Genomic DNA, 24,219 nt, shown 5'->3' with positions numbered 1-24,219 from the left:
TCAGCCCCCGCTGCGGGTCCGCGGCACACGCTGGCAGCGGGGGCAGAAGTAGCTGGAGCGGTTCATCCAGGCGGCCCGCCGGATCGCGGTGCCGCAGCGGCGGCAGGGCTCGTGCTCGCGGCCGTAGGCGTCGAGGTCCCGGGAGAAGTAGCCGCTCTCGCCGTTCACGTTGACGTACAGGCTGTCGAAGCTGGTGCCGCCCACGGCCAGCGCCGCCGTCATCACGTCCCGGGCGTTGGCCAGCAACAGCTCAGCCTGCGGGCGGGTGAGGGCCGCGGTGGGGCGGTCGTAGTGGAGCTTGGAACGCCAGAGCGCCTCGTCGGCGTAGATGTTGCCGACGCCGCTGATCAGGGTCTGGTCGAGCAGGGCGCGCTTGACCGTGGTGCGCTTGGCGCGCAGCGCGGCGACGAAGGCCGCGTCGTCGAACCGGGGGTCGAGCGGGTCGCGGGCGATGTGCGCGATGGAGAGCGGGGTGCCCTCGGCGTCCTCCTCGGCCTCCTCGACGGCCAGGCCGCCGAAGGTCCGCTGGTCGACGAAGCGCAGCTCGCGCCCGCCGTCGGCGAAGCGCAGCCGGACCCGCAAGTGGGTCTCGTCCGCCGCCGTCGGGTCCTGGACGAGGAGTTGGCCGCTCATCCCGAGGTGGCCGATCAGCGAGAATCCCGCTCCCGGGCCGCTCAGCGGAACCCAGAGGTACTTTCCGCGGCGCTGCGCGGCGCCGAGGACGGTGCCGGTCAGCCGGTCCGCGAAGTCGGCCGCGCCGCCCGGCTGGCGGCGCACCGCGCGCGGGTGCAGCACCTGGACGTGCTCGACGGTCCGCCCGGCGACCCAGTTCGCCAGACCTCGGCGGACGACCTCGACCTCGGGGAGTTCGGGCACGGAAGCAGGCCTCCTGCATCGATGGGATCAGCAGGACGCAAGGCTACTGCGGTCAGCCCCCGCCCCGCCCCGCTCGGCGGGCACTCCGCGCAGCGGGCACCTTCCGGCTGGTCGCCCGCTGCACTCGCGCCTACGCCCCGGCGGGAAGCCGGTCGGCGTACTTCTCCTTGATCGCGCGCCAGGCGCTCTCGGCAGCCTTCTGCTCGGCTTCCTTCTTCGAGCGGCCGACGCCGCTGCCGAAGTCCTCGCCGGCCACCCGGGCCGCCGCGGTGAAGGTCTTCTCGTGGTCCGGACCGGACTCCATGACGACGTACTCGGGCACGCCGATGCCCACCGAGGCGGTGAGCTCCTGGAGGCTGGTCTTCCAGTCCAGGCCCGCGCCCAGCTGAGAGGACTCCTCGATCAGCGGGTCGAACAGGCGGTGGACGAATTCGGTGGCCGCGTCCAGGCCCTGGTCCAGGTAGACGGCGCCGATCACGGCCTCGACGGTGTCGGCGAGGATCGACGACTTGTCGCGTCCGCCGGTCCCCTCCTCGCCCTTGCCGAGGCGGATGAAGGTGCCGAGCTCCAGGCCCCGGCCGACGTCCGCGAGCGCGCGGGAGTTGACCACCGCGGCGCGCAGCTTGGCGAGCGTGCCCTCCGGGACGTCCGGGTGGACGCGGTAGAGGGTGTCGGTCACCACCAGGCCCAGCACCGAGTCGCCGAGGAATTCCAGGCGCTCGTTGGTGGGCAGACCCCCGTTCTCGTACGCGTACGAGCGGTGGGTCAGGGCGCGTACCAGAAGGGCGCGCTCGAGCGTGTACCCGAGGCGCCCTTCCAGGACGTCGTATTCGGTCGAAGCCGGCCCACCGGCCTTGCCGCTGCCCGAAGAACCCTTCGAGGCAGAGGACGCCTTGCGGGTGGAGTTACCGTCCGACATCGATCCGTGCACCCCGCCGATCAGACCGAGAGGACCTGGCGGCGGTTGTACGTGCCGCAGCTGGGGCACGCGATGTGGCCGAGCTTCGGCTCGTGGCAGCGGTCGCACGCCACGAGAGCCGGAACAACGGCCTTCCAGTTGGACCGACGGTGGCGCGTGTTGCTGCGCGACATCTTCCGCTTCGGAACAGCCACGGCTACTTCTCCTGGTTCTCGGCGGCACCCTCACGGGTGTCGCTGTTCTTGATCCCGTCACCCTCGTCGCCGGGGGCGGCGGAGAGTCCCTGCAGAGCCGCCCACCGGGGGTCGGCGGCGTCGTGGTGGTGCGCCGGGTCGTCGCTCAGGCGCGCTCCGCACTCGGAGCACAGGCCCAGGCAGTCGTCCTGGCACACCGGCTGCAGCGGCAGTGCGAGCACCACCGCGTCACGCAGCACCGGCTGGAGGTCGAACAGGTCGCCCTCCAGGCGGTAAGTCTCTTCTTCCGAGTCCTCGTCGAGGTCCTCGGCCCCGGTGGTCCGGGCGCGGTGACGCTCCTCGGACTCCGGGTAGTAGAACAGCTCCTGGAAGTCCACGTCGATGTCGAAGTCGACGGGCTCCAGGCACCGGACGCACTCGCCCTCGACGTGGGCGTCGGCGGTGCCGGTGACCAGCACGCCCTCGACCACGGACTCCAGGCGGAGTTCCAGCTCGATCGGGCTCTTCTCCGGGACGCCGATCACGTCGATGATCCCGAAGCCCTCGGGGGCCTCCAGGGTCCGGCTCACCTTGCGCATCGAGCCCGGGCGACGGCCGAGCTCGTGCGTGTCGAACACGAGGGGGTCGCGGTGGTCGAGGCGGTTCAAGGTGTCCTGACTTCCATAGGGATCAGCGCTGTGTTCCCCATCACGAGTCGGCGTTGCGAGGGCAAGCCGACAGCCGGACATGGGGATGCCGGAGTGGTCAGACTACCGGAGTCTCCCGCCAGGCCCAACTTCGGTCCCGTCAGGAGACTCCGCGGACCCCGCGGGCGGCCGCTCAGCGGCCGCCGAGCTCCCGCAGCCTGGTCATGTCGATCATGCTGGTGTCGAAGAAGCTGGTCTCGTCCAGGTTCTGCTGCTGCTGGTGCGGCACGGCCGGGGGCAGCGCGGGCTGCTGCGGGTAGGCGTAGCCGTCGTACGGCTGGGCCGCGTAGCCGTCCTGCTGCTGCGGATAGCCGTAGGCGCCCTGCTGCTGGCCCTGGTGCGGCTGGCCCTCGTAGTGGGGCTGCTGCTGGGGGTAGCCGCCCTGCTGCTGGCCCCACTGGGCGTGGTACGGGTCGCCCTGGCCGGCCGGGTCGAAGCCCCCGCCGTACACCTCGGCGTACTGCCCGGCCTGGAGCTGGCCGGTGTGGTGCTGGTCGCCCTGGTGCTGCTGGTGGTGCGGGTCGGCCTGCTGCTGGTGGTGCTGGTCGGTCTGGTGCTGGCCGGTCTGGTGCTGGGCTACCGCCGCGTACTGGTCGGCGCCGGGGGCCTGCCAGCCCCCCGCGGCCGGGGTCTGCTCCGGCCAGGTCTGCTGCTGCGGGACGTCCTCGCGGTACCAGGCGAGTTCGGTGCCGTCGGCGTCCTCGGCGAAGCCGGCGGCCACCGCCTCGGCGCGCTCCTTGGCCTGCTGGGCCTCGTCGGCGGCGGCCAGGTAGGCGCCCAGCTCGTCGATCGGCTTCTTGCCGAGCAGCTTGTCGCGGCCCTTGCCGACCGCCTCCAGGGTCGCGCTGAGCACGTTCTCCAGGGTGGCGAGCTTCACATCGACGTACTCGTCGACCTCGGGGCTCGGGCTGAGCTGCTGCGGCCGGAACTCCTCGCCGTCGCTCTCGCCCTCGGTCTCGAAGCCGCCGGCGTCGCCGCGCAGCTTGGTCCGGCCGCGGCCGACCGCGCCGAGCGTCTTGGTCAGCACGACCTCGAAGTTGGCGAGCTTGCTGTCCACGTAGTCATCGGCCTCGGCGCGCTTGGCTTCGACGTCGGCGCGGGCCTCGGCCAGCAGCCGGTCGGCCTCGGACTGGGCCCGGCGGACCACCTCGGTGTCGGAGATCAGCGAACCGCGCTCGGAGTGCGCGCCCTGGATGATCCGGTCCGCCTCGGCCTGGGCGTCGGCCACCACCAGCTCGTGGTCGGCCATCACCGACTGGGCCTGGGCGAGTTCGGCGGGCAGGGCCGCCTTGAGGTCGTTGAGCAGGCCGATCAGCTCGGCCCGGTTCACCACGCAGGAGGCCGACATCGGCATCGAGCGGGCGTTCTCCACCGCCGCCACGATCTCGTCGACCTTGTTCTGCACGTCCACGGGGGCTTCGTCTTTCCGTGTGCCGCCGACGGTCCGGCGGAGGCAGGCCCGGCGCGGTGAAACCTCACCGCAGGGCAGGACTACAGACTGTACGACCCTCGCGCGGTGAGCTCACAACGCCTGCGCCGAACCGGCCTCCACCACCCCGGACAAGCCGTGACGAACCGGCAGAAAGGGACCCGGCCCGCCGTCCGGCCCTACTGCGCGGCCCTACGCTCCGCGATCCGCTCGACCAGGCGGTCGTGCACCGTCGGCGGCAGCAGGTGGGAGACGTCGCCGCCGTAGGCCGCGACCTCCTTGACCAGCGTCGAGGAGAGGAAGCTGTACGTCGGCGAGGTCGGCACGAACAGCGTCTCCACGCCGGTCAGCCCGTTGTTCATCTGGGCCATCTGCAGCTCGTAGTCGAAGTCGCTGACCGCGCGCAGGCCCTTGATGATCGCGGGGATGCCGCGCTCCCGGCAGAAGTCCACCAGCAGGCCGTGGTGCGACTCGACCACCACGTTCCCGAGCGGGGCGGTGACCTCCTCGATCAGGCCGATCCGCTCCTCGGTGGTGAACATGCCCTGCTTGTTCGGGTTGATCGCGACCACGACATGCACCACGTCGTACAGCTTCGAGGCCCGCTCGATGATGTCGAGGTGACCGTTGGTGATCGGGTCGAACGAACCCGGGCAGACGGCTCGGCGCATGGCGTGTGTGCTCCCTCGTGGGGTGACGGCTGCTGCGGGCCGCGGCCCGCTACTCGTGATCGCTGGCCCCGGCGGCGGCGCGACCGTACCAGAGCGTGCCCTCGCCGTAGCGGCGGGAGCGCAGCACCTCGAAGCCCTCGGGCCAGCCGAACTCGCCGCCACGGGTGCTGCGCTCCACGGTGACGAGTGCGTCCTCCGCGAGCCAGCCCCCAGCCGACAGTGTGATCAGCATCTCGCGCACCTCGTCGTCCGTCACCACGTACGGCGGGTCGAGGAAGACCAGGTCGTACGGGGACTGCGGGGGCGGCCCGGCGATCACCTTCTCGGCCCTGGCGGCCCGCACCTCCGCGCCCGGCAGGCCGATCGTGCGGACGTTCTCCCGGATCACCCGGACCGCCTGGGCGTCCGCCTCGACCAGCAGGACGTGCTCGGCGCCGCGCGAGAGCGCCTCCAGGCCGACCGCGCCCGATCCGCCGAACAGGTCCAGCATCCGAGCCCCGTGCAGGGTGCCGCGGAACGCCTCCAGGGTGGAGAACATCGCCTCGCGGGCCTTGTCGGAGGTCGGCCGGGTGCCCCGGCCGGGCGGTACGGCCAGTCGGCGGCCGCCGGCCGCCCCGGCGATCACGCGGGTCATGGTGGTGGAAGGTCCTTTCGTCGCTGCCCGACCACGCTATCCCGCCCCACGCCGAAGGGGGACGCGCGGTAGGGCCCCGCCGACGGGTCGGCGGGGCCCGGGGGCAGTGCGGCTAGCTCGCCTCGGAGCCCGCGCCCTGGCTCGGGACCGCCGCGCCGAGCAGCGCCGGCGAGGCGTAGCGGGACCAGGACAGGCAGCCGTCGGGCGGGCAGAACTCGGGGCGGCGCGGGTCGTGCCCGAGCTCGCGCAGCTTGGTCCGGACGGAGTCGGGCGTGCGGCCGAAGCGGGCGGCGATCCGGGCGACGGTCTCGCCGTCGTGGAAGCGCCGGACCAGCTCCTCCTCGTGCTGCGGCACCCACGGGGCGCCGTGGCCGGGGTACAGCTCGCGCAGCACGTCACGGTCGGGGATGGGCTCGGCGACATCGGCGACGATCGCCAGCGCCCGCAGCGCGCGGTTGAGCGCGATCCGCAGCGAGGCGACGTCCTCGACCGGCAGGCGGAGCTTGCCCGAGGCGAGCGGTGCGGCGGCCGCCCCCTCGCGCCAGCCGGTGAGGGTCAGGGTGACCTCGCGGTCGTCGTCGCTGGCGAGTTCGATCCGGAAGACCTTGTCGCCCAGCGGGAGCTCGTTGAGATGACGGAATGCCATGGCAGGACCCCCAAGTGTCGTGCCAGGAACGCACCTTGGGGGTGCGCCCTGAACAACTACATTCTCTCCCGGGGGTCTGACAATCCGGGCTGTCCGCAGGCGCGCTCAGCCCTTCTCCATGTAGGCCGCGCGGTCCTCGTCGATCAGGCTCTCCAGCGCGGTGCGCAGCTCCGGGTGGGCGGCCAGTTCCGGGTCCTCGGCGACCAGTCGGGTGGCCTCGGTCCGGGCGGTCAGGATGACCTCCTCGTCCTCCAGCACCGACAGCACCTTGAGCGAGGACTTCACCCCGGACTGCGCCTGGCCCAGCACATCGCCCTCGCGGCGCTGTTCGAGGTCGATCCGGGACAGCTCGAAGCCGTCCAGGGTGCCGGCCACCGCGTCCAGCCTGGCCCGGGCCGCGCTGCCGCCGGGCATCTCGCTGACCAGCAGGCACAGGCCCGCCGCGCTGCCCCGGCCGACCCGGCCGCGCAGCTGGTGGAGCTGGGAGACGCCGAAGCGGTCGGCGTCCATGATGACCATCGCGGTGGAGTTGGGGACGTTGACGCCGACCTCGATGACCGTGGTGGCGACCAGCACGTCCACCTCCCCGGCGGCGAACCGGCGCATCACGTCGTCCTTGGCCTCGGGGGCGAGCCGACCGTGCAGGATCTCCACCCGCAGTCCGGCCAGCGGGCCCTTCACCAGCTTCTCGGCGGTCTCCACCACCGAGAGCGGGGGCCGCCGTTCGTCGCTCCCGGCACCGGCGTCGGCGTCGCCGACCTCCTCGAAGTCCTCCTCGGCCGCCTTGCGCCGCTTCTTCGCGGCCTTCGGGTCGGCGGCCGGCTCCTCGTCCCCGATCCGGGGGCAGACCACGTACGCCTGGTGGCCCTTGCCGACCTCCTCGCGAACCCGCTCCCAGGCCCGGGTGAGGAAGTTGGGCTTCTCCAGCGCGGGGACGACATGGGTGGAGATCGGCGAGCGGCCGGCCGGGAGCTGGTCCAGGACGGAGGTCTCCAAGTCCCCGAAGACGGTCATCGCGACGGTGCGCGGGATCGGGGTGGCGGTCATCACCAGCAGGTGCGGCGGCTGCTCGCCCTTGGCGCGCAGCGCGTCCCGCTGCTCGACGCCGAAGCGGTGCTGCTCGTCCACCACGACCAGGCCGAGGTCCTGGAACTGGACCTTGTCCTCGATCAGCGCGTGGGTGCCGATGGCGAGCCCGGCGTCCCCGCAGGCCATGTCCAGCATCGCCTGGCGGCGGGCGGCGGTGCCCATCGAGCCGGTCAGCAGCACCACCCGGGTGGCGTGCTCGGATCCGCCCAGCATCCCGCCCTCGGCGAGGTCGCCCATCATCTCGACGATCGAGCGGTGGTGCTGCTGGGCCAGCACCTCGGTGGGCGCGAGCAGTACGGCCTGGCCGCCGGCGTCCACCACGGCGAGCATGGCCCGCAGCGCCACCAGGGTCTTCCCGGAGCCGACCTCGCCCTGGAGCAGCCGGTGCATCGGGTGCTCGGTGGCCAGGTCGGCGGCGATCTCGGCGGACACCTTCCGCTGGCCCTCGGTGAGGGTGAACGGCAGCCGGGCGTCGAAGGCGTCCAGCAGCCCGCCGGTACGGGCCACCCGCGGCTTGGCCGGCAGCGCGGAGTCGGCGGCCCGGCGCTGGGCGAGGGCGACCTGGAGGACGAAGGCCTCGTCCCAGCGCAGCCGGCTCTGGGCGCGCTCGCGGTCGGCCTGGCCGCGCGGGCGGTGGATCAGCTCCAGCGCCTCGGGCAGCGGGATCAGGTCGTGGCGCTCGCGCAGTTCGGCGGGCAGCGGTTCGCCGACGTCGCCGAGGTGCTTGGTGAGCGCGGTCTCGATGCAGATGGACAGCTTCCAGCTGGGCATCTGGGCGCTGGCGCCGTACACCGGGATGAGCCGGCCGGCGAACTGCTTCGCCGCGTCGGAGCCCGCGTCCTCGTCGAGCAGCTGGTAGTCCGGCGAGACCAGCTGGCGGCTGCGGTTGAAGACGCCGACCTTGCCCGCGAACAGGCCCTGGGCGCCGGCCTTGAGCTCCTTCTGCCGCCAGCCCTGGTTGAAGAAGACCAGCGAGAGCCGGCTGCGGCCGTCGGTGACGACCACCTCCAGCCGGTCGCCCTTGCGGCCGCGGAACGGGATCAGGGTGACCTTCTCGATCCGGGCCAGCACGGTGACGTGCTCGTCGACCTCCAGCTCGTCCAGGCTGGTGAGCTGGCCGCGCTCGACGTACCGGCGCGGGTAGTGGTGCAGCAGGTCCCCGACCGTGCGCAGCTTGAGGCTGTCGGCGAGCACCTTCGCGGTGCGGTCGCCGACGAGTTTGGTCAGTGGTTCATCGAGAGCGCCCATCAGGCCCTTGTTTACACCAAGGCACCGACGAACCGGGCTGGTACTCGCCCGCTCGCCTCCGGGGCGGGTGGGCGCTACTCCACCCCGATGAGCAGCGGGGTGAACTCCTGGCCGCCGTGGAAGACCACCGAGTCCACCTCCGGCCGCTGCTGGCGGACGTGCGCCACCAGCCGGTCGGCGAGCGCCCGGTCGGCGCCCTCGCCGAGGATCAGGGTGACGAGTTCGCCGCCCGCGCCGAGCATCCGGTCGAGCACGCTCTCGCCGACCTCGGCCAGTCCGGCGCCGATCACCGCGACGTCCCCGTCGATCAGCCCGAGCACGTCGCCGGCCTGGCAGACCCCGGCCATGGTCCAGGACTCCCCTTCGGCGACGGCGAGTTCGGCGTACCGGGTGGCACCGGCGGCGGAGGTCATGGCGACCACGTCCTCGTCGAAGCGGCGGCCGCCCTCGTGCACCGCGAGGGCGGCGAGGCCCTGCACCGGGGAGCGGGTGGGGAGCACGGCGATCCGCACCCCCTCCTCGCGCAACTGGTCGGCGGCGGCCCCGGCGGCGGCGCGCAGTTCGGGGTCGTTGAGCAGCAGCACCACCTCGCGGGCGGCCGAGCCGCGGACGGCGTCGGCGAGTTCGGCGCTGGCCGGGCGGCGGTCCGGGTCGGCGTGCAGGACGACGGCGCCGGCCTGCTCGCACAGCTCGGCCAGCCCGTCGCCGGACACCACGGAGAGCACCGCCCGGGCCCGCTCCTCGCGCTCGCCGCGCTCGGCGGCGGTCCCGGCCCGGGCGGCGGCCTCGGCGAAGTGGGTGATCCGGATCTGGTGCGGGCGCCCGGCCCGGACCCCGGCCTCCACCGCGGCGCCCGCGTCGTCCACGTGGACGTGCACGTTCCACAGGCCGTCGCCGCCGCCGATCACCAGCGAGTCGCCGAGCCCGCCGAGCCGCTCGCGCAGCGCGGGCAGCGCCTCGTCCGGCGCGTCCAGCAGGTAGATGACCTCGAAGGCGGGGTGGCCCGGGCCGGGCGGGCGCAGGTGCACCTCGCAGCTCTCCACCGCCCGGACGTCCCCGCGCAGCGCGACCGGCCCCATCGGCTGCTGCCCGGCGACGGCGTCGGCGAGCGCACCGAGGACGGCCACCAAGCCGCGCCCGCCGGCGTCCACCACCCCGTTCTCGGCCAGCACGGCGAGCTGCTCGGGGGTGTGCCGCAGCGCGTCCCGGGCGGCCCGGTGGGCGGTGTCGGCGACCTGGGCGAGGCCGTCCCCGGCCCGCACCGCCTCGCGGGCGGCGACCCGGGCGACGGTGAGCAGGGTGCCCTCGACGGGCTCCGCGACGGCCTGGTAGGCGGAGTCGGCGGCGCGCAGCAGGGCGGCCCGCAGCTGTTCGGCGCCGCCGCCCTCGGCGAGCGTCTCGGCGGTGCCGCGCAGCCACTGGGCGAGGATCACCCCGGAGTTGCCGCGGGCGCCGATCAGCGCGCCGCGGGCCATCGCCCGGACGGCGTCGGCCAGCCCGGGCGCCGGGCCGGCGGCGGGGTCGGCGAAGCGGCTCTCCACCTCGGCGGCGGCGGACTCGACGGTCAGGTAGAGGTTGGTGCCGGTGTCACCGTCCGGGACGGGGTACACGTTGAGCGCGTCGATCTCCTCACGCGCCTGGCCGAGCGCGCGCAGGGCGAGCTGGCACCAGGTGCGCACGGCCGGGGCGTCGAGCGTGTGCAGCACCAGGTCTCCTCCGGAACGGGACGCCGACCTGGCCCGGGGGCGGCGGCGAGGGGTGATACCGGCAGATTATCGGGGCCCGGGGAGGGCCGCCGGGGCTGCCGACCGGAGCGATCACTCGGCCGGTCATGGTAGTTTCGTGGGACGGAAGCAAGCGTTGTATGCTCTTCCGGTTGCCTGGAACCGTCCAGGCTCACCCCCTTGTCCGGTCCGGTTCACGCGAGTGTTCTGGTGGGTGAGTGGGTTTTCGAAAGTATCTGATCTGAAGTCTTGGAGTGACTCCTGTGGCTGCCAACTGCGACGTCTGCGGCAAGGGGCCGGGCTTCGGCAACAGCATCTCCCACTCTCACCGCCGTACCCCCCGTCGTTGGAACCCCAACATCCAGACGGTGCGCGCTGTGATTGGGCGTACGCCGAAGCGGCTCAACGTCTGCACCTCGTGCATCAAGGCCGGTAAGGTCTCGCGCTGACGCGCAGACCGGCATGCCGGTCCTCCAGTGAGTCGGCTCATCCCCGGATGGGCCGGCTTCGCTGTTTCCGGGACCGGTCGGGCTTTCCGCACGCACCGGTGATGGGCGGGTTCCCCAGGGAACCCGCCCATCACCGCGTTCCGGGCCGGGCGGGGCTCAGCGCCAGCGCCAGGCGTGGTCGACCGGTCCGATCCCGGCGCCCAGTGCGAAGCCCCCGGCGATCGCGCCGGTGACGTACTCCTTGGCCGTGCCCACCGCCTCGGGCACCGACTCGCCCTTGGCCAGGCCGGCCGCGATCGAGCTGGCCAGGGTGCAGCCGGTGCCGTGGGTGTGCCGGTTGTCGTAGCGCGGCGCGCGGTACCAGTGCGCCTCGCCGGGCCCGCCGTACAGCAGGTCGGCGGCCTCGCCCTCCAGGTGGCCGCCCTTGACCAGCACCCAGCGCGGCCCGAGGTCGAGCAGCGCCTCGGCCGCGGCCAGCATCTGCGACTCGTCCTCGACGGTCCGACCGGTGAGCTGCGTCACCTCGTGCAGGTTGGGGGTGACCACGGTGGCGACCGGCAGCAGCCGCTCCCGGACGGTGGCGACCGCCTCGGCGGCCAGCAGCGCGTCCCCGTGCTTGGAGACCCCGACCGGGTCGACCACCACCGGGGCGGCCACCCCGGCGAGCAGTTCGGCGACCGTCTCGACCAGTTCGGTCGAGGCGAGCATGCCGGTCTTCACGGCCTGCACCCCGATGTCGTCCACCACGCTGCGGAACTGGGCCCGGACGGCTTCGGCGGGCAGTTCCCAGTAGCCCTGGACGCCGAGCGAGTTCTGCGCGGTGACGGCGGTGATCACGCTCATGCCGTGGACGCCGAGGGCGAGCATCGCCTTGAGGTCGGCCTGGATGCCGGCGCCGCCGCCGGAGTCGGAGCCGGCGACGGTGAGGACGCGGGGAGGTGCGGTCGAAGACATGGCCCCCAACCTACCCGCGCGCGGTCAGGGCGCCGCGTTCAGAGCACCGCTTCCGATTCCGCCCAGCGGTCCTCCGGCACCGTCTTCAGCCTGGTCACCGCGTCGCCGATCGGCACCAGCTCGATGCCGGTCCGGCGCAGCGCGGTGAAGTGCCCGAACGCGCCCAGGTGGACGGCCTCCACCGCGTGCCAGCCGAAGCGGGTGGCGAGCACCCGGTCCCGGGCGGTCGGGGTGCCGCCGCGCTGGGTGTGGCCGAGGATGACCGGGCGGGCCTCCTTGCCGAGCAGGTTCTCCAGCTCGTGGGCGAGCCGGTTGCCGATCCCGCCGAAGGTCCGGTGGCCGTACTGGTCGACCTCGCCGTGGTCGAAGCGCATGGTGCCGGGCATCGGGGCGGCGCCCTCGGCGACGGCGATGATGGCGAACTTCTTGCCGCGGGCGAAGCGGTCCTCGACCATCCGGGCCACCGCCTCGATGTCGAAGGGCTTCTCCGGGAGGAGGATGCCGTGGGCGCCGCCGGCCATGCCCGCAGTGAGGGTGATCCAGCCGGTGTGACGGCCCATCAACTCCACGACCATGACGCGCTGGTGGGACTCCGCGGTGGTCTTCAGCCGGTCGATCGCCTCGGTCGCCACGTGCACCGCGGTGTCGAAGCCGAAGGTGACGTCGGTGGCGCCGATGTCGTTGTCGATGGTCTTGGGCACCCCGACCACCGGCAGTCCGGCGTCGCTGAACAGCTTGGCGGCGGTGAGCGTCCCCTCGCCGCCGATCGCGATCAGCGCGTCGATGCCGATGTCCCGGGCCAGCGTCTTGGCGTTCTCCACCGCCCAGGCGATCCGCTCGCGCCGCACCCGGGCCGAGCCCAGGATGGTGCCGCCGAGGGTGAGCAGACCGGTGACGTCGTCGTGCGAGACCGGCCGGGTGCGGCCCTCGATCAGGCCGAGGAAGCCGTCCTCGATGCCCACGATCTCGTCGCCGTGGACGTCCGTACCCCGGTGCACCACCGAGCGGATCACCGCGTTGAGACCGGGGCAGTCGCCGCCGCTGGTCAGGACACCGATGCGCATCTGTGGGGTGCTCCCGCTCGCCGTGGTTCGGCCCGCCCGCGCACGGCGGCGGGCGGGCTCGGATGCCGCAAGCCTACGCAAAACGCACCCGCGAATCCCGTCCGCCGCACGTCCGGAGCGTTACGCGCCGTACCGGCGTCCACGCCCCATCAGCCGTACTCCGTAGCTCACTCGGCGAAGTGGTCCCAGCCGCCGACCCGGTCCCAGGGCGCCCCGTCCACCGTCACCCGGCCGCTGCGCGAACCCCGCGGGCGACCGGTCACCTCGCCCACCACCCGCCAGCGGGACGGGAGTTGGACCCCGCGCGGGAAGGTCGCCACGATCGCGTGGTCCTCCCCGCCGGACAGCACCCAGACCAACGGGTCCACCCCGACGGCCTGGCCGATGTCGGCCATCTGCGCCGGGACGTCGAAGTCGGCGGCCTTGAGGTCGATGTCCACCTCGCTGGCCCGGGCCACGTGGCCGAGGTCGGCGACCAGCCCGTCGCTCACGTCGATCATCGAGGTCGCGCCCAACTCGGCCGCGGCCGGGCCCGCGTGGTACGGCGGCTCGGGCCGGCGGTGCGCCTCGACGAAGGCCCGCGGCGAGCGGAAGCCGCGCTGCAGCACCGTCAGTCCGGCCGCGGACCAGCCGAGCCAGCCGCACACCGCGATCACGTCGCCGACCTGGGCGCCGGAGCGCGTCACCGCCGCGCGCCCCTGGAGGTCGCCGAGCGCCGTGATCGCCAGCATGACGGTGTCGCCGCGCACCACGTCGCCGCCGACCACCGTCGCCCCGGCGACCTGGCACTCGTCGCGCAGCCCATCCATCAGCTCGGTGGCCCAGGTGGTCGGCAGGTCGGCGGGGGTGACCAGCCCGAGCAGTATCGCGGTCGGCACCGCGCCCATCGCGGCCACGTCGGCGAGGTTCTGGGCGGCGGCCTTGCGGCCCACGTCGTAGGCGGTGGACCAGTCCCGGCGGAAGTGCCGGTTCTCGATCAGGACGTCCGTGGTGGCCACCACCCGACCGTCCGGGGCCTTCACCACCGCGGCGTCGTCCCCGGGGCCGAGGTCGACCGCGTCGGTGAGCGGTACCCGCGCGGTCAGCTCCCTGATGAGGCCGAACTCGCCGAGCTCGCCCACGGTCCCCTGCATCTGCCGTCCTCTCGCCTTACCTTCCCGGATGGCGCCGCCATCCGGAACCCGGTCCCCGTCGCTCCCCCGCGCGCAGCGTACGCCCTTCCGGGGGTGCCGAAGTCTCCCCTCCCCGGCCCGCTGCGCGGTAGCGTGGTGATCAGCCTGCCGGTGAGCCCGCATCCACCCCTGCGCCAGACCGGGCGAACACGGCGGCGATCCCCGTAGAGCAGCCGCCGGGAGGCCCCCGTGGTACACGCATACATCCTGATCCAGACCGGCGTCGGCAAGGCCAGCGCCGTGGCCGACACGATCGGCAAGATCCCCGGAGTGCTCACCGCCGAGGACGTCACGGGCCCGTACGACGTGATCGTCAAGGCCGAGGCCGAGACCATGGACGACCTGGGCCGCATGGTGGTCGCCAACATCCAGAAGGTGGAGGGCATCACCCGCACCCTCACCTGTCCGGTGGTGCACCTCTGAGCCCGGCTACCATCGGCGGGTGGCCAGAGAACTCCGCATCCCCGAGGCGCTGACCGCGCTTCCCGCGCCGGTCCGCTGGCTGGCCGCGCCCGTCGCCCTGGCCTGCACCGCGGTGGTGCTGATCGGCAGTTGGAGTTCGGCCGACGACCCCGCGGTGGAGGTCCCGCAGCCGAGCGGGAAGGCCGCGGACTACTGCCGGGCGCTGGGCGCCGCGCTGCCCCGGGATCTGCTCGGCCGGACCCGCCGGGACCCTTCGCCGGCCTCGCCGTACGTGGCCGCCTGGGGCGACTCGCCCCGGGTGGTGCTGCGCTGCGGCATCGACCGGCCGGACGAGCTGGACGGCGAGCACGCCAAGGACTGGTCGCCGACCGTCGACGACGTCACCTGGTGGTCGCAGAAGCTCACCGACGGCGGCTACCGCTTCGTGACGACCATGCGCGCCGCCTACGTCGAGGTGACCGTCCCGGCCGGCGCCGCGCAGAACCCCTTCGACCCGGCGGCCGCCCTGACCGACGCGGTGAAGGCGAACGTCCCGGGCTGAACACGCACACGGGGCGGGCCGGAGGCTTCCGGCCCGCCCCTGTCGCGTGTCCGGTCCTGTCGCGTGTCCGGTCCTGTCGCGTGTCCGGTCCTGTCGCGTGTCCGGTCCCGCTACCGCAGCCCGGTCGAGCGGCGCAGCGCGGTCTGCAGCAGCCGGTCGATCAGCTCCGCGTACGAGACCCCGCCGGCCTCCCACATCTTCGGGTAGGCGGAGATCGGGGTGAAGCCCGGCATGGTGTTGATCTCGTTGATCATCCAGCTGCCGTCCTCCAGCAGGAAGAAGTCGACCCGGGCCAGGCCCTCGCAGCCGAAGGCCTCGAACGCGGCCACCGCCTGGCGCCGGATCTCCGCGACCTCCTCGGCGGTCAGCTCGGCCGGGATCCGCACCTCGGAGGAGTCGATGTACTTGGCCTCGAAGTCGTAGAAGTCGAAACCCTCGCCGACCAGCACCTCGGCCGGGACACTGGCCCGCGGGCCGTCCTCGAACTCCAGCACGCCGCACTCGATCTCGCGGCCGGACACGCCCGCCTCGATGATCAGCTTGGGGTCGTGCCGGCGGGCCTCCTCGATCGCGGCGTCCAGCTCGGCCAGGTCCCGGACCTTGGTGATGCCGATGCTGGAGCCGGCCCGGCAGGGCTTCACGAACACCGGCAGGCCGAGTTCGGCGACCCGCTCGCGCACCGCGGCGCGGCCCTGCTCGGTCTCCCAGTCGCGCGGCCGCACGATCGTGTAGTGGCCGACGCCCAGACCGTGCGAGGCCAGGATCCGCTTGGCGAACTCCTTGTCCATGCCGGCCGCGCTGGCCAGCACGCCGTTGCCGACGTACGGGACGCCGGAGAGCTCCAGCAGGCCCTGGAGGGTGCCGTCCTCGCCCCACGGGCCGTGCAGCAGCGGGAACACCACGTCGACCTCGCCGAGGACCTTGGGGGCGCTTCCCGGCTCGCTCAGCAGCACCTCCCGGCTGCCCGGGGAGACCGGCAGCGTGACCTGCCCGTCGACGTCCTCGGCGACGTGGGCCACGTCCGGCAGCCTGCCGTCGGTGATGGCCATCCGGGCCGGCTCGTCGCTGGTCAGCGCCCAGTGGCCCTCGTGGGTGATACCGATCGGCAGCACGTCGTACTTGTCACGGTCGATCGCCCGGAGAACGCTGCCCGCGGTGGAGACCGAGATCGCGTGCTCGGAGCTGCGCCCGCCGAAGACCAGCGCCACGCGCGGCTTCGGGGCGGACGGGTTCGGGGAGGTCTGTTCGATGCTCATATCGTCTTTGAGACTACCGTGCGAGGTGTTTCCGGGAAGTCAACGCAGGTCCGGAGAGTCCGCGCCCGGCACCTCGCCCCCCCGGGCGTGGCACCGCGCACGGCGCCGGACCGGCCGTGCCTCACTCAGCGGCGCTCCGCCTTGGCCGCGCGGGACATCAGCACCTGCAGCGCCTCCTGGGTGGGCCGCCCGTTGTGCACCACGTCCACCACGGCCTCGACGATCGGCATGTCGACCCCGCTGCGCCGGGCCAGGTCCAGCACCGACTCGCAGGACTTGACGCCCTCCGCGGTCTGCCGGGTGGCCGCGATGGTCTCGGCCAGCGACATGCCCCGGCCCAGGTTCATCCCGAAGGTGTTGTTGCGCGACAGCGGCGAGGAGCAGGTGGCGACCAGGTCGCCCATCCCGGCCAGTCCCGCGAAGGTGTGCGGGTCGGCGCCCAGCACCTCGCCGAGCCGGGTGGTCTCGGCCAGCCCACGGGTGATCAGGGTCGCCTTGGTGTTGTCGCCGAGCCCCATCCCGGCCGCCATGCCGACCGCCAGGCCGATCACGTTCTTGACCGCACCGCCGAGTTCGCAGCCGATCACGTCGGTGTTGGTGTACGGGCGGAAGTACGGCGTGTGGCAGGCGGCCTGGAGCCGCTTGGCGACCGCCTCGTCGGTGCAGGCGACCACGCTGGCGGCGGGCTGCCGGTTGGCGATCTCCTTGGCCAGGTTGGGTCCGCTGACCACGGCGACCCGCTCCGGGCCGACCTTGGTGACCTCGTCGATGACCTCGCTCATCCGCTTCGCGGTGCCGAGCTCGATGCCCTTCATCAGGCTGACCAGCACGGTCTGCGGCTCGATCAGCGGCGCCCAGGCGGCCAGGTTGTCGCGCAGCGTCTGCGAGGGCACCACCAGCACCGCGAAGTCGGCGCCGGCCAGCGCCTCGGCGGCGTCGGTGGTGGCCCGGACGCCGTCCGGCAGCCGGACGCCCGGCAGGTAGTCCGGGTTCTCGTGGGTGGTGTTGACGGCGCCCACCAGCTCCTGGCGGCGGGCCCACAGCACGACCTCGCAGCCCGCGTCGGCCAGCACCATCGCGAAGGCGGTGCCCCAGGAGCCCGTCCCCATCACTGCGCAGCGGGTCACCGGCCCGTCCCCTCTTCGTCGTTGCCGTTCCGGCCGCCCTTGGCGCGGCGGCGTTCGGCCACCGCGGCGGCGGCCCGCTCGCGGGCGGCCTTGCGCATGTCGTAGCGCTCGGCCGGCGGCTCCTCGCCGCGGATCCCGGCCAGCACGTCGGTGATCGCCGCCATGATGTCCTCGGTCGCGTCGTTGAGCACCTGGGCGGTGAGCTCCATGCCCGCGTACTTGCTGAGGTCCACCGCCGGCCCGGCCGCCACGGTCACCCGGTGCCGCGGGAACAGGTTGAACCTGCCCTTGCCGTAACCGGCCCGGCCGTACGGCGGGATGATCTCGTGGGCGCCCCAGTGCGCGACCGGGATGACCGGCGCACCGGTCATCAGCGCGACCCGGGCGACCCCGTTCTTGCCGGTCATCGGCCACAGGTCCGGGTCCCGGGTGAGCGTTCCCTCCGGGTAGAACTGCACGCACTGCCCGTTGTTGACGGCGTCGATCGCGGCCCGGAAGGCCTGCGCGGCGTCGGTGGACTCCCGGAACACCGGGATCTGGCCGGTCTTGCGCAGCATGAACCCGATGAAGGGGATCGAGAACAGCGAGGACTTGCCGAGGATCCGCGGCGGACGCCCGCTGTTGTACTGCCAGTGCGCGTAGATCACCGGGTCGATGATCGAGTTGTGGTTAACGGCGGCGATGAAGCCGCCCTTCTCGGGAATGTGCTCCCAGCCCCGCCAGTCGGGCTTCACCAGCGCGGTCGTCACCGGCTTCACCAGCACGGCCGCGAAGCGGTACCAGATGCCGTAGTCGGCGTTGCCGAACTTGGCGTACGAGCGGCGAGCCACCCCAGCTCCTTCTCATCCGATGCGGCACGTGGGGTGCCGCGGTCATAGCCTCCCGGTGCCGCGCACGGCTGCGACCGGGGCCCGGCGCACGGGCGCGGAACAGTGTCGCCCGCCTGCTCACCGGCTGTCGAGCGGCCGCGCCAACCCGCCGGGCGGGCGTGATCAAACGCACGTCCGCACAGCTCGGACGGCCTGGCGAGGGCTCCGGGACCGGCGTCACAATGACGCCGATGACCCAGGACACCGTACGCCCCAGCGGGCCCGCCGCGCCCGCCGCACCCGCCGCCGACTGGTCGCTGGTGCTGCCGCTCAAGCCGCTCGCCCTCGCGAAGAGCCGACTGGCCCCGTACGCGGGCCCGCACCGGGCCGCGCTGGCCCTGTCCTTCGCCCTCGACACGGTCACCGCCGCGCTGGCCACCCCGGGCGTCGCGCGCGTCCTGGTGGTCACCCCGGACGCCGCCGCCGGCGCCCGGCTGGCCGAGCTCGGCGCCGTGGTGGTCGCCGACGAGCCCGGCGGCGGGCTCAACCGGGCGCTGGCGCACGGCGCCTCGGCCGCCCTGGCGCTCGCCCCGCGGACCCCGCTGGCCGCCCTCTCGGCGGACCTGCCGGCCCTGCGCCCGGCCGAACTCGCCCGGGTGCTGGGCGCGGTGCCGGCGGACGGCCGGGCCTTCCTGCCGGACTCCCCCGGCCTGGGCACCACCCTGCTCGCCAGCGGCCCCGGCCGGCCGCTCGCCCCCGCGTTCGGGGACGGCTCACGGGCCCGGCACGCGGCCGGCGGGGCGCTCGAACTGCGCCTGGCGGACGTGGAGTCGGTGCGACGGGACGTCGACACCGGCGCCGACCTCGGCGAGGCCGCGACGCTCGGCCTCGGCCCGTACACCAGTGCGCTGTTCGCCCGCCTGGACCGCTCCTGACCAGCGGGCCCGGCGGGCCCGCTCGCTATGCTGCTGGCATGCAGGCCACCGCGTTCACCTTCGACCCCGCCACCCGAGCCGGCTCCGTGCTGCTCGACGACGGGACCCCGGTGCCGTTCGACGCGGCCGCGTTCGACGCCGGCGGCCTGCTGTTGCTGCGGCCCGGCCAGCGGGTGCGGATCCGCACCGAGGGTGCCGGCGAGGCCTGCCGGGTGGTCTTCGTGACCCTGCAGACCTTCCCCGACCCGGCCGACGGAAGCTGAGCGGCGTCAACGCCCGCTGACCGTCCCGCCGGTCCGCCCGCACCGTCCGCCCCGGATCTCCACAAACCTTCCCGGAACTCCGGCGCTCCCGTGCTTTTCCGCGCCCGGGCAACGGCTGCCGGGGATTCCTGACTAAGCGCCCGGAAATCGAAAGAGCCGCGGCCACCCGGTCTCCGCAATTCGCGGAAGGGGGGGTGCCGCGGCTCTGAGCCGAAGGCCGTCCGAGGACAGTCGCGCGGGACTTACTTGGCGGAGGTCTTGCGCGCAGTGGTCTTGCGGGTGGCGGTCTTCTTCGCCGGCGCCGTCTTCTTGGCCGTGGCGGTCGCCTTCTTGGCGGTGGCCGTGGTCTTCTTGGCGGCAGCCGTGGTGGTCGCCTTCTTGGCGGCGGCCGTCTTCTTGGTCGCGGCGGACTTGGTCGCAGCGGCCTTGGTCGCAGCAGCCTTGGTCGCGGTCGCCGTGGTCTTCTTGGCGGCGGCGGCCGTGGTGGCCTTCTTGGTGGCGGTCGCCTTCTTCGCGGCGGTGGCCGTGGTCTTCTTGGCGGCGGCGGCCGTGGTGGCCTTCTTGGCGGCGGCCTTCTTGGCGGCGGCCGGGGCGGCGGCGGCAGCGGTGGCGGCGCGCTTGGTGGCGGCACGCTTGGCGGCCGGGGTCGCGGCGACACCGGTCTTGCCCGGGGTGAGGGAGCCCTTGGGGGCCTTCTTCACCGAGGGGCCTTCCTTCGGCAGCTTCTTGCTGCCGCTGACCAGGTCCTTGAAGCCCTGGCCCGGGCGGAAGCGGGGGACCGAGGTCTTCTTGACCTTGACCCGCTCGCCGGTCTGCGGGTTCCGGGCGAAGCGCGCGGAGCGCTCCACCTTCTCGAAGGTGCCGAAACCGGTGACCGAAACCCGGTCACCGGCCACAACGGCACGGACCATGGTGTCGAGCACTGCGTCGACAGCCTCTGCGGCAGCCTTGCGACCGCCCAGCTGCTCGGCCACCGCTTCGACAAGCTGAGCCTTGTTCACGTCTTCCCCTTCGGAAACGGGCGCCGGATGATTCCATCCGTTCTTTTCGCACGTTAGGTATGTATCTGCGGACTTTCAATTACCAAACGCGCGAATCACCCTAGTGTCGCAATGGATTTGCGCGTCCGCGACCTCAGGCGCGGGGCGGGTGCCCCTCGTCGAGGTCATGTACAAAGCGACTCAACCGCCTTGCCGCCTCCGGAAGATCGCGCTTGGCGGTCTCCGTGACGATGAGCAGTTGACGGGTGAGAGCGGTCTTTGCATCGACAGACACGTTCAGCGCATGCACGCGGGCGTGAGCTTGCTTCAACCGCTCGGCCACAAGCGCGTAGAGCGCTGCGACTTCCTGGTCGTCCGGCGCCTCAGCTGGTGTTGCGGAGGTGACGTCCGGCCGATCGTCAATTCGGCGTTCGGATCCCCGGCCCGTGGACTCCTCGGACGCGGGTTCGCCGCCCGCGTACGGAGGTTCATGGTGCCGGTGCATGTACTGATTGTGCCATCTACCCGCAGTTGTACTTGCGCGGGGCCCTCTTCCGCAAAGCCGAATGGGCAATCCGGGGAGGCCCCGGCGCTAACTCGTGCTCCGGAACGCCGGATGGCCCGGCCCCCCCGAGGGGGAGCGCGGGCCATCCGGTGGATCGTCAGAATGCTTGTTCTGAGGGGAACTCAGGAGACCGGCAGAGTACGGGGCTTGAACGCCGGGCGGGTCGCCTCGTAGGCGGCGATGTCGGCCTCGTTCTGCAGGGTGATGCTGATGTCGTCCAGGCCGTTGAGCAGCCGCCACCGGACGTTGTCGTCCAGTTCGAAGGGCTCGTGGACGCCTTCGGCCCGGACTTCCCGCTTCTCCAGATCAACGGTGATCTCGGCCGAAGGGTCACTCTCGGTGAGCGACCAGAGGCGCTCCACGGCCTCCTGCGGCAGCACGACGGTCAGCAGTCCGTTCTTCAGCGAGTTGCCGCGGAAGATGTCGGCGAAGCGCGAGGAGATGACCGCGTGGAAGCCGTAGTTCTGCAGCGCCCAGACGGCGTGCTCGCGGGAGGAGCCGGTGCCGAACTCGGGGCCGGCCACCAGGACGCTGGCGCCCCGGCGCTCGGGCCGATTGAGGACGAACGACTCGTCCTTGCGCCAGGCTTCGAACAGGCCGTCCTCGAAACCGGATCGGGTGACCTTCTTGAGCCAATGGGCCGGGATGATCTGGTCGGTGTCCACGTTGCTGCGGCGCAGCGGGACGGCCCGGCCGGTGTGGGTGGTGAACTTCTCCATGGCTCAGGCCTCCACGGCGATGTCGGCGGACAGGTCGGACGGTGCGGCCAGTCGGCCCAGGACGGCGGTCGCGGCGGCGACCTGCGGGGAGACCAGGTGGGTGCGCCCGCCCTTGCCCTGGCGGCCCTCGAAGTTGCGGTTCGAGGTGGAGGCGCAGCGCTCCCCCGGGGCGAGCTGGTCGGGGTTCATGCCCAGGCACATCGAGCAGCCGGCGTGCCGCCATTCGGCCCCGGCGGCGGTGAACACCTTGTCCAGGCCCTCCTCGACGGCCTGCAGGGCGACCCGGACGGAGCCGGGGACGACCAGCATCCGCACCCGGTCGGCGACCTTGCGGCCCTCCAGGACGGCGGCGGCGGCGCGCAGGTCCTCGATCCGGCCGTTGGTGCAGGAGCCGACGAACACGGCGTCGACGGCGACCTCGCGCAGCGGGGTGCCCGCCTCAAGGCCCATGTAGGCGAGGGCGTTCTCGGCGGCCGCGCGCTCCTGCGGGTCGGCGAAGTCCGCCGGGTCCGGGACGGCGGAGCCGAGCGGGGCGCCCTGGCCGGGGTTGGTGCCCCAGGTGACGAACGGGGTGAGGGTGCTCGCGTCGATGAACACCTCGTGGTCGAAGACCGCGTCCTCGTCGGTGGCCAGGGTCCGCCAGTACTCGACGGCGGCTTCCCAGTCCTCGCCCTGCGGGGCGTGCGGGCGGCCTTCGAGGTACGCGAAGGTGGTGTCGTCCGGGGCGATCATGCCGGCCCGGGCACCCGCCTCGATCGACATGTTGCAGACGGTCATCCGGGCCTCCATGGACAGGCTCCGGATCGCCGAACCGCGGTACTCCAGGACGTAGCCCTGGCCGCCGCCGGTGCCGATCTTCGCGATGACGGCCAGGATCAGGTCCTTGGCCGTGACGCCCTCGGGCAGTTCGCCCTCGACGGTGACCGCCATGGTCCGGAACGGCGCCAGCGGCAGGGTCTGGGTGGCCAGCACGTGCTCGACCTGGCTGGTGCCGATGCCGAACGCCAGCGCGCCGAAGGCGCCGTGGGTGGAGGTGTGGGAGTCGCCGCAGACCACGGTGGTGCCGGGCTGGGTCAGGCCGAGCTGGGGGCCGACCACGTGCACCACGCCCTGCTCGACGTCGCCGAGCGAGTGGATCCGTACGCCGAACTCGGCCGCGTTGCGGCGCAGCGTCTCCAGCTGCACCCGGGAGACCGGGTCGGCGATCGGCTTGTCGATGTCCAGGGTCGGGGTGTTGTGGTCCTCGGTGGCGATCGTCAGATCGGTGCGGCGGACCGTACGGCCGGCCAGTCGCAGCCCGTCGAAGGCCTGCGGGCTGGTCACCTCGTGGAGCAGGTGCAGGTCGATGAACAGGAGGTCGGGCTCGCCCTCCGCGCGCCGCACGACGTGGTCGTCCCAGACCTTCTCTGCGAGTGTCCGTCCCATCGGATTCCCTCCAGCCGGCCGCGTTGCCGGCCTTCTCGTGTCGTCGAGGTCACTGCTCATCCGCCCGTGGGGAGCGCGTTCGCGAGACCTGCACGCCGGATCGCTGTCCACGATGCGGACACTCTGACGAGGCCCCATCCTGGATGTCTCCCGGGCTGCTGCATCCAGAGTGGCGCTTTTCCGGGAAGATTGAACTTGCGTCTCGCGGAATGAGACTGCAGTCTTAGGGCATGGACAACTCTAGCGGCGTCGGCGTTCTCGACAAGGCCGCTCTGGTGCTCAGCGCACTGGAGTCGGGCCCCGCCACGTTGGCGGGGCTGGTCGCCGCCACCGGTCTGGCGCGCCCCACGGCCCACAGACTCGCCGTCGCACTCGAACACCACCGTCTGGTCACCAGGGACATGCAGGGGCGGTTCATCCTCGGCCCCCGTCTCTCCGAACTCTCCGCCGCGGCGGGCGAGGACCGGCTGCTCGCCACCGCGGGCCCGGTCCTGACCCACCTGCGCGACGTCACCGGCGAGAGCGCACAGCTCTACCGCCGCCAGGGCGAGATGCGGATCTGCGTCGCCGCCGCCGAGCGGCTGTCCGGCCTGCGGGACACCGTCCCGGTCGGCAGCACCCTGCCGATGAAGGCCGGCTCGGCCGCCCAGGTCCTGCTGGCCTGGGAGGAGCCCGAGCGGCTCCACCGCGGCCTCCAGGGCGCCCGGTTCACCGCCACCGCGCTGAGCGGCGTGCGGCGCCGCGGCTGGGCCCAGTCGATCGGCGAGCGGGAGCCGGGCGTCGCCTCCGTCTCCGCTCCCGTGCGCGGCCCCTCCAACCGGGTGGTGGCCGCCGTCTCCGTCTCCGGCCCGATCGAGCGCCTGACCCGCCACCCGGGCCGGCTGCACGCCCAGGCCATCATCGAGGCCGCGAACCGGCTCACCGAGGCCCTGCGCCGCAGCTGATCCGGCGGGATCCCCCACCCACCCCCACTCCCCCCACCCCCACCGAAATCGAAAGGGCCCCGCTCGGATCGAGCGGGGCCCTTCGAATGCCCGGGTGGCGGAAAAACAAAAAGACCCCGCCGGGCGGGGCCTTTCCAATTTCTGGCTGGGGTACCAGGACTCGAACCTAGACTAAATGAACCAGAATCACTCGTGCTGCCAATTACACCATACCCCAACGCAAAGCAAGGGCCGATGGGAATGCCCTCGAAAGGAACACAGCCACCGGCTTCCTGCTCTGAAGTACCCCCGACCGGATTCGAACCGGCGCTACTGCCGTGAGAGGGCAGCGTGCTAGGCCGCTACACAACGGGGGCATCCTGGCGATCCCTTGCGGAATCAGTACCCCCGACCGGATTCGAACCGGCGCTACTGCCGTGAGAGGGCAGCGTGCTAGGCCGCTACACAACGGGGGCATCCTGGCGATCCCTTGCGGAA

Annotated in this window: 26 protein-coding genes and 3 tRNA genes; 6 read left to right on the top strand and 23 right to left on the bottom strand. The window is 72.6% G+C overall.

Translation table 11 applies throughout. The features are described 5' to 3' along the window. The 10 genes from mutM to ABTY61_RS30035 all read right to left on the bottom strand — a co-directional run bounded on the left by mutM (nucleotide 1) and on the right by ABTY61_RS30035 (nucleotide 10,098). Nucleotides 1-876, bottom strand: coding sequence for a bifunctional DNA-formamidopyrimidine glycosylase/DNA-(apurinic or apyrimidinic site) lyase (gene mutM / locus ABTY61_RS30080; RefSeq protein ID WP_350508255.1), 876 nt, complete (start codon nucleotides 874-876; stop codon nucleotides 1-3). Nucleotides 877-1,006: 130 nt separating this feature from the next. Then, nucleotides 1,007-1,795, bottom strand: a complete 789-nt coding sequence (rnc, locus tag ABTY61_RS30075; RefSeq protein ID WP_350508254.1) for a ribonuclease III — start codon at nucleotides 1,793-1,795, stop codon at nucleotides 1,007-1,009. A gap of 20 nt (nucleotides 1,796-1,815) precedes the next feature. Continuing rightward, complete coding sequence (gene rpmF, locus ABTY61_RS30070; RefSeq protein WP_030056747.1) at nucleotides 1,816-1,989, bottom strand: 50S ribosomal protein L32; 174 nt, start codon at nucleotides 1,987-1,989, stop codon at nucleotides 1,816-1,818. Between the two features lie 2 nt (nucleotides 1,990-1,991). Further along, entirely contained in the window at nucleotides 1,992-2,636 is a 645-nt protein-coding gene (locus tag ABTY61_RS30065; protein WP_350508253.1) for a YceD family protein, read from the bottom strand. A gap of 172 nt (nucleotides 2,637-2,808) precedes the next feature. Next, on the bottom strand, nucleotides 2,809-4,086 hold the full coding sequence (locus tag ABTY61_RS30060) for a F0F1 ATP synthase subunit B (protein WP_350508252.1): 1,278 nt from the start codon (nucleotides 4,084-4,086) through the stop codon (nucleotides 2,809-2,811). Nucleotides 4,087-4,283: 197 nt separating this feature from the next. Next, nucleotides 4,284-4,775 (bottom strand): pantetheine-phosphate adenylyltransferase, encoded by a 492-nt coding sequence (coaD, locus tag ABTY61_RS30055; protein ID WP_350508251.1) that lies wholly within the window; start codon nucleotides 4,773-4,775, stop codon nucleotides 4,284-4,286. Between the two features lie 49 nt (nucleotides 4,776-4,824). Then, entirely contained in the window at nucleotides 4,825-5,409 is a 585-nt protein-coding gene (gene rsmD / locus ABTY61_RS30050; RefSeq protein ID WP_350508250.1) for a 16S rRNA (guanine(966)-N(2))-methyltransferase RsmD, read from the bottom strand. 112 nt (nucleotides 5,410-5,521) lie between these two features. After that, entirely contained in the window at nucleotides 5,522-6,055 is a 534-nt protein-coding gene (locus tag ABTY61_RS30045; protein WP_350508249.1) for a hypothetical protein, read from the bottom strand. Between the two features lie 105 nt (nucleotides 6,056-6,160). Then, on the bottom strand, nucleotides 6,161-8,392 hold the full coding sequence (gene recG / locus ABTY61_RS30040) for an ATP-dependent DNA helicase RecG (RefSeq protein ID WP_350508248.1): 2,232 nt from the start codon (nucleotides 8,390-8,392) through the stop codon (nucleotides 6,161-6,163). A 74-nt stretch (nucleotides 8,393-8,466) separates the two neighbouring features. Next, nucleotides 8,467-10,098, bottom strand: a complete 1,632-nt coding sequence (locus ABTY61_RS30035; RefSeq protein WP_350508247.1) for a DAK2 domain-containing protein — start codon at nucleotides 10,096-10,098, stop codon at nucleotides 8,467-8,469. A 281-nt stretch (nucleotides 10,099-10,379) separates the two neighbouring features. On the opposite strand from ABTY61_RS30035, the gene rpmB reads away from it, so the two are divergent. Further along, the gene (gene rpmB, locus ABTY61_RS30030; protein ID WP_014138233.1) at nucleotides 10,380-10,565 is read left to right on the top strand and encodes a 50S ribosomal protein L28; all 186 of its coding nucleotides are present in this window, start codon (nucleotides 10,380-10,382) and stop codon (nucleotides 10,563-10,565) included. A gap of 156 nt (nucleotides 10,566-10,721) precedes the next feature. On the opposite strand, the gene thiD is transcribed toward rpmB, so the two are convergent. The 3 genes from thiD to ABTY61_RS30015 all read right to left on the bottom strand — a co-directional run bounded on the left by thiD (nucleotide 10,722) and on the right by ABTY61_RS30015 (nucleotide 13,716). Beyond that, a complete protein-coding gene (gene thiD / locus ABTY61_RS30025; RefSeq protein WP_350508246.1) occupies nucleotides 10,722-11,519 on the bottom strand; it encodes a bifunctional hydroxymethylpyrimidine kinase/phosphomethylpyrimidine kinase in 798 nt (265 codons plus the stop codon). Nucleotides 11,520-11,557: 38 nt separating this feature from the next. Next, nucleotides 11,558-12,583, bottom strand: a complete 1,026-nt coding sequence (locus ABTY61_RS30020; protein ID WP_350508245.1) for an ATP-dependent 6-phosphofructokinase — start codon at nucleotides 12,581-12,583, stop codon at nucleotides 11,558-11,560. Between the two features lie 167 nt (nucleotides 12,584-12,750). Next, nucleotides 12,751-13,716, bottom strand: coding sequence for a thiamine-phosphate kinase (locus ABTY61_RS30015; protein ID WP_350508244.1), 966 nt, complete (start codon nucleotides 13,714-13,716; stop codon nucleotides 12,751-12,753). A 228-nt stretch (nucleotides 13,717-13,944) separates the two neighbouring features. Here ABTY61_RS30015 and ABTY61_RS30010 point away from each other — a divergent pair, with 228 nt between their 5' ends. Both ABTY61_RS30010 and ABTY61_RS30005 read left to right on the top strand, forming a co-directional pair. Next, a complete protein-coding gene (locus ABTY61_RS30010; protein ID WP_350508243.1) occupies nucleotides 13,945-14,178 on the top strand; it encodes an Lrp/AsnC family transcriptional regulator in 234 nt (77 codons plus the stop codon). A gap of 19 nt (nucleotides 14,179-14,197) precedes the next feature. Then, complete coding sequence (locus ABTY61_RS30005; protein ID WP_350508242.1) at nucleotides 14,198-14,719, top strand: DUF3515 domain-containing protein; 522 nt, start codon at nucleotides 14,198-14,200, stop codon at nucleotides 14,717-14,719. A 110-nt stretch (nucleotides 14,720-14,829) separates the two neighbouring features. Here ABTY61_RS30005 and ABTY61_RS30000 read toward each other — a convergent pair whose 3' ends face one another. From ABTY61_RS30000 to ABTY61_RS29990, 3 genes are all read right to left on the bottom strand, one after another. Further along, on the bottom strand, nucleotides 14,830-15,975 hold the full coding sequence (locus tag ABTY61_RS30000) for a D-alanine--D-alanine ligase family protein (protein ID WP_350508241.1): 1,146 nt from the start codon (nucleotides 15,973-15,975) through the stop codon (nucleotides 14,830-14,832). A gap of 125 nt (nucleotides 15,976-16,100) precedes the next feature. Then, nucleotides 16,101-17,084 (bottom strand): NAD(P)H-dependent glycerol-3-phosphate dehydrogenase, encoded by a 984-nt coding sequence (locus ABTY61_RS29995; RefSeq protein WP_350508302.1) that lies wholly within the window; start codon nucleotides 17,082-17,084, stop codon nucleotides 16,101-16,103. Nucleotides 17,085-17,098: 14 nt separating this feature from the next. Then, nucleotides 17,099-17,932: a lysophospholipid acyltransferase family protein gene (locus tag ABTY61_RS29990; RefSeq protein WP_350508240.1), complete on the bottom strand. Its 834-nt coding sequence runs from the start codon at nucleotides 17,930-17,932 to the stop codon at nucleotides 17,099-17,101. Between the two features lie 230 nt (nucleotides 17,933-18,162). Here ABTY61_RS29990 and cofC point away from each other — a divergent pair, with 230 nt between their 5' ends. Both cofC and ABTY61_RS29980 read left to right on the top strand, forming a co-directional pair. Then, the gene (cofC, locus tag ABTY61_RS29985) at nucleotides 18,163-18,846 is read left to right on the top strand and encodes a 2-phospho-L-lactate guanylyltransferase (RefSeq protein WP_350508239.1); all 684 of its coding nucleotides are present in this window, start codon (nucleotides 18,163-18,165) and stop codon (nucleotides 18,844-18,846) included. 38 nt (nucleotides 18,847-18,884) lie between these two features. Beyond that, a complete protein-coding gene (locus tag ABTY61_RS29980) occupies nucleotides 18,885-19,109 on the top strand; it encodes a hypothetical protein (protein ID WP_350508238.1) in 225 nt (74 codons plus the stop codon). Nucleotides 19,110-19,351: 242 nt separating this feature from the next. On the opposite strand, the gene ABTY61_RS29975 is transcribed toward ABTY61_RS29980, so the two are convergent. From ABTY61_RS29975 to leuC, 4 genes are all read right to left on the bottom strand, one after another. After that, nucleotides 19,352-20,110 (bottom strand): HU family DNA-binding protein, encoded by a 759-nt coding sequence (locus ABTY61_RS29975; RefSeq protein ID WP_350508237.1) that lies wholly within the window; start codon nucleotides 20,108-20,110, stop codon nucleotides 19,352-19,354. A gap of 133 nt (nucleotides 20,111-20,243) precedes the next feature. Further along, nucleotides 20,244-20,594, bottom strand: a complete 351-nt coding sequence (locus ABTY61_RS42030; RefSeq protein WP_375891718.1) for an SCO5555 family protein — start codon at nucleotides 20,592-20,594, stop codon at nucleotides 20,244-20,246. 182 nt (nucleotides 20,595-20,776) lie between these two features. Then, complete coding sequence (gene leuD, locus ABTY61_RS29965) at nucleotides 20,777-21,373, bottom strand: 3-isopropylmalate dehydratase small subunit (RefSeq protein WP_350508236.1); 597 nt, start codon at nucleotides 21,371-21,373, stop codon at nucleotides 20,777-20,779. Between the two features lie 3 nt (nucleotides 21,374-21,376). Next, nucleotides 21,377-22,798: a 3-isopropylmalate dehydratase large subunit gene (gene leuC, locus ABTY61_RS29960; RefSeq protein WP_350508235.1), complete on the bottom strand. Its 1,422-nt coding sequence runs from the start codon at nucleotides 22,796-22,798 to the stop codon at nucleotides 21,377-21,379. Between the two features lie 230 nt (nucleotides 22,799-23,028). Here leuC and ABTY61_RS29955 point away from each other — a divergent pair, with 230 nt between their 5' ends. Further along, entirely contained in the window at nucleotides 23,029-23,742 is a 714-nt protein-coding gene (locus ABTY61_RS29955; RefSeq protein WP_030306825.1) for an IclR family transcriptional regulator, read from the top strand. A gap of 142 nt (nucleotides 23,743-23,884) precedes the next feature. Here ABTY61_RS29955 and ABTY61_RS29950 read toward each other — a convergent pair. The 3 genes from ABTY61_RS29950 to ABTY61_RS29940 form a co-directional block, all read right to left on the bottom strand. Then, nucleotides 23,885-23,959 (bottom strand) — tRNA-Gln (locus ABTY61_RS29950). A 66-nt stretch (nucleotides 23,960-24,025) separates the two neighbouring features. Continuing rightward, nucleotides 24,026-24,098, bottom strand: a tRNA-Glu gene (locus ABTY61_RS29945). A 26-nt stretch (nucleotides 24,099-24,124) separates the two neighbouring features. After that, nucleotides 24,125-24,197, bottom strand: a tRNA-Glu gene (locus ABTY61_RS29940). Nucleotides 24,198-24,219: the final 22 nt, after the last annotated feature.

The sequence above is a fragment of the Kitasatospora sp. NPDC096128 genome (assembly GCF_040303105.1).
In the GTDB taxonomy this organism is placed as follows: domain Bacteria; phylum Actinomycetota; class Actinomycetes; order Streptomycetales; family Streptomycetaceae; genus Kitasatospora.
The sequence above is the reverse complement of the archived record's forward strand: the minus strand, read 5'-3'. Positions and strand labels throughout refer to the sequence as shown.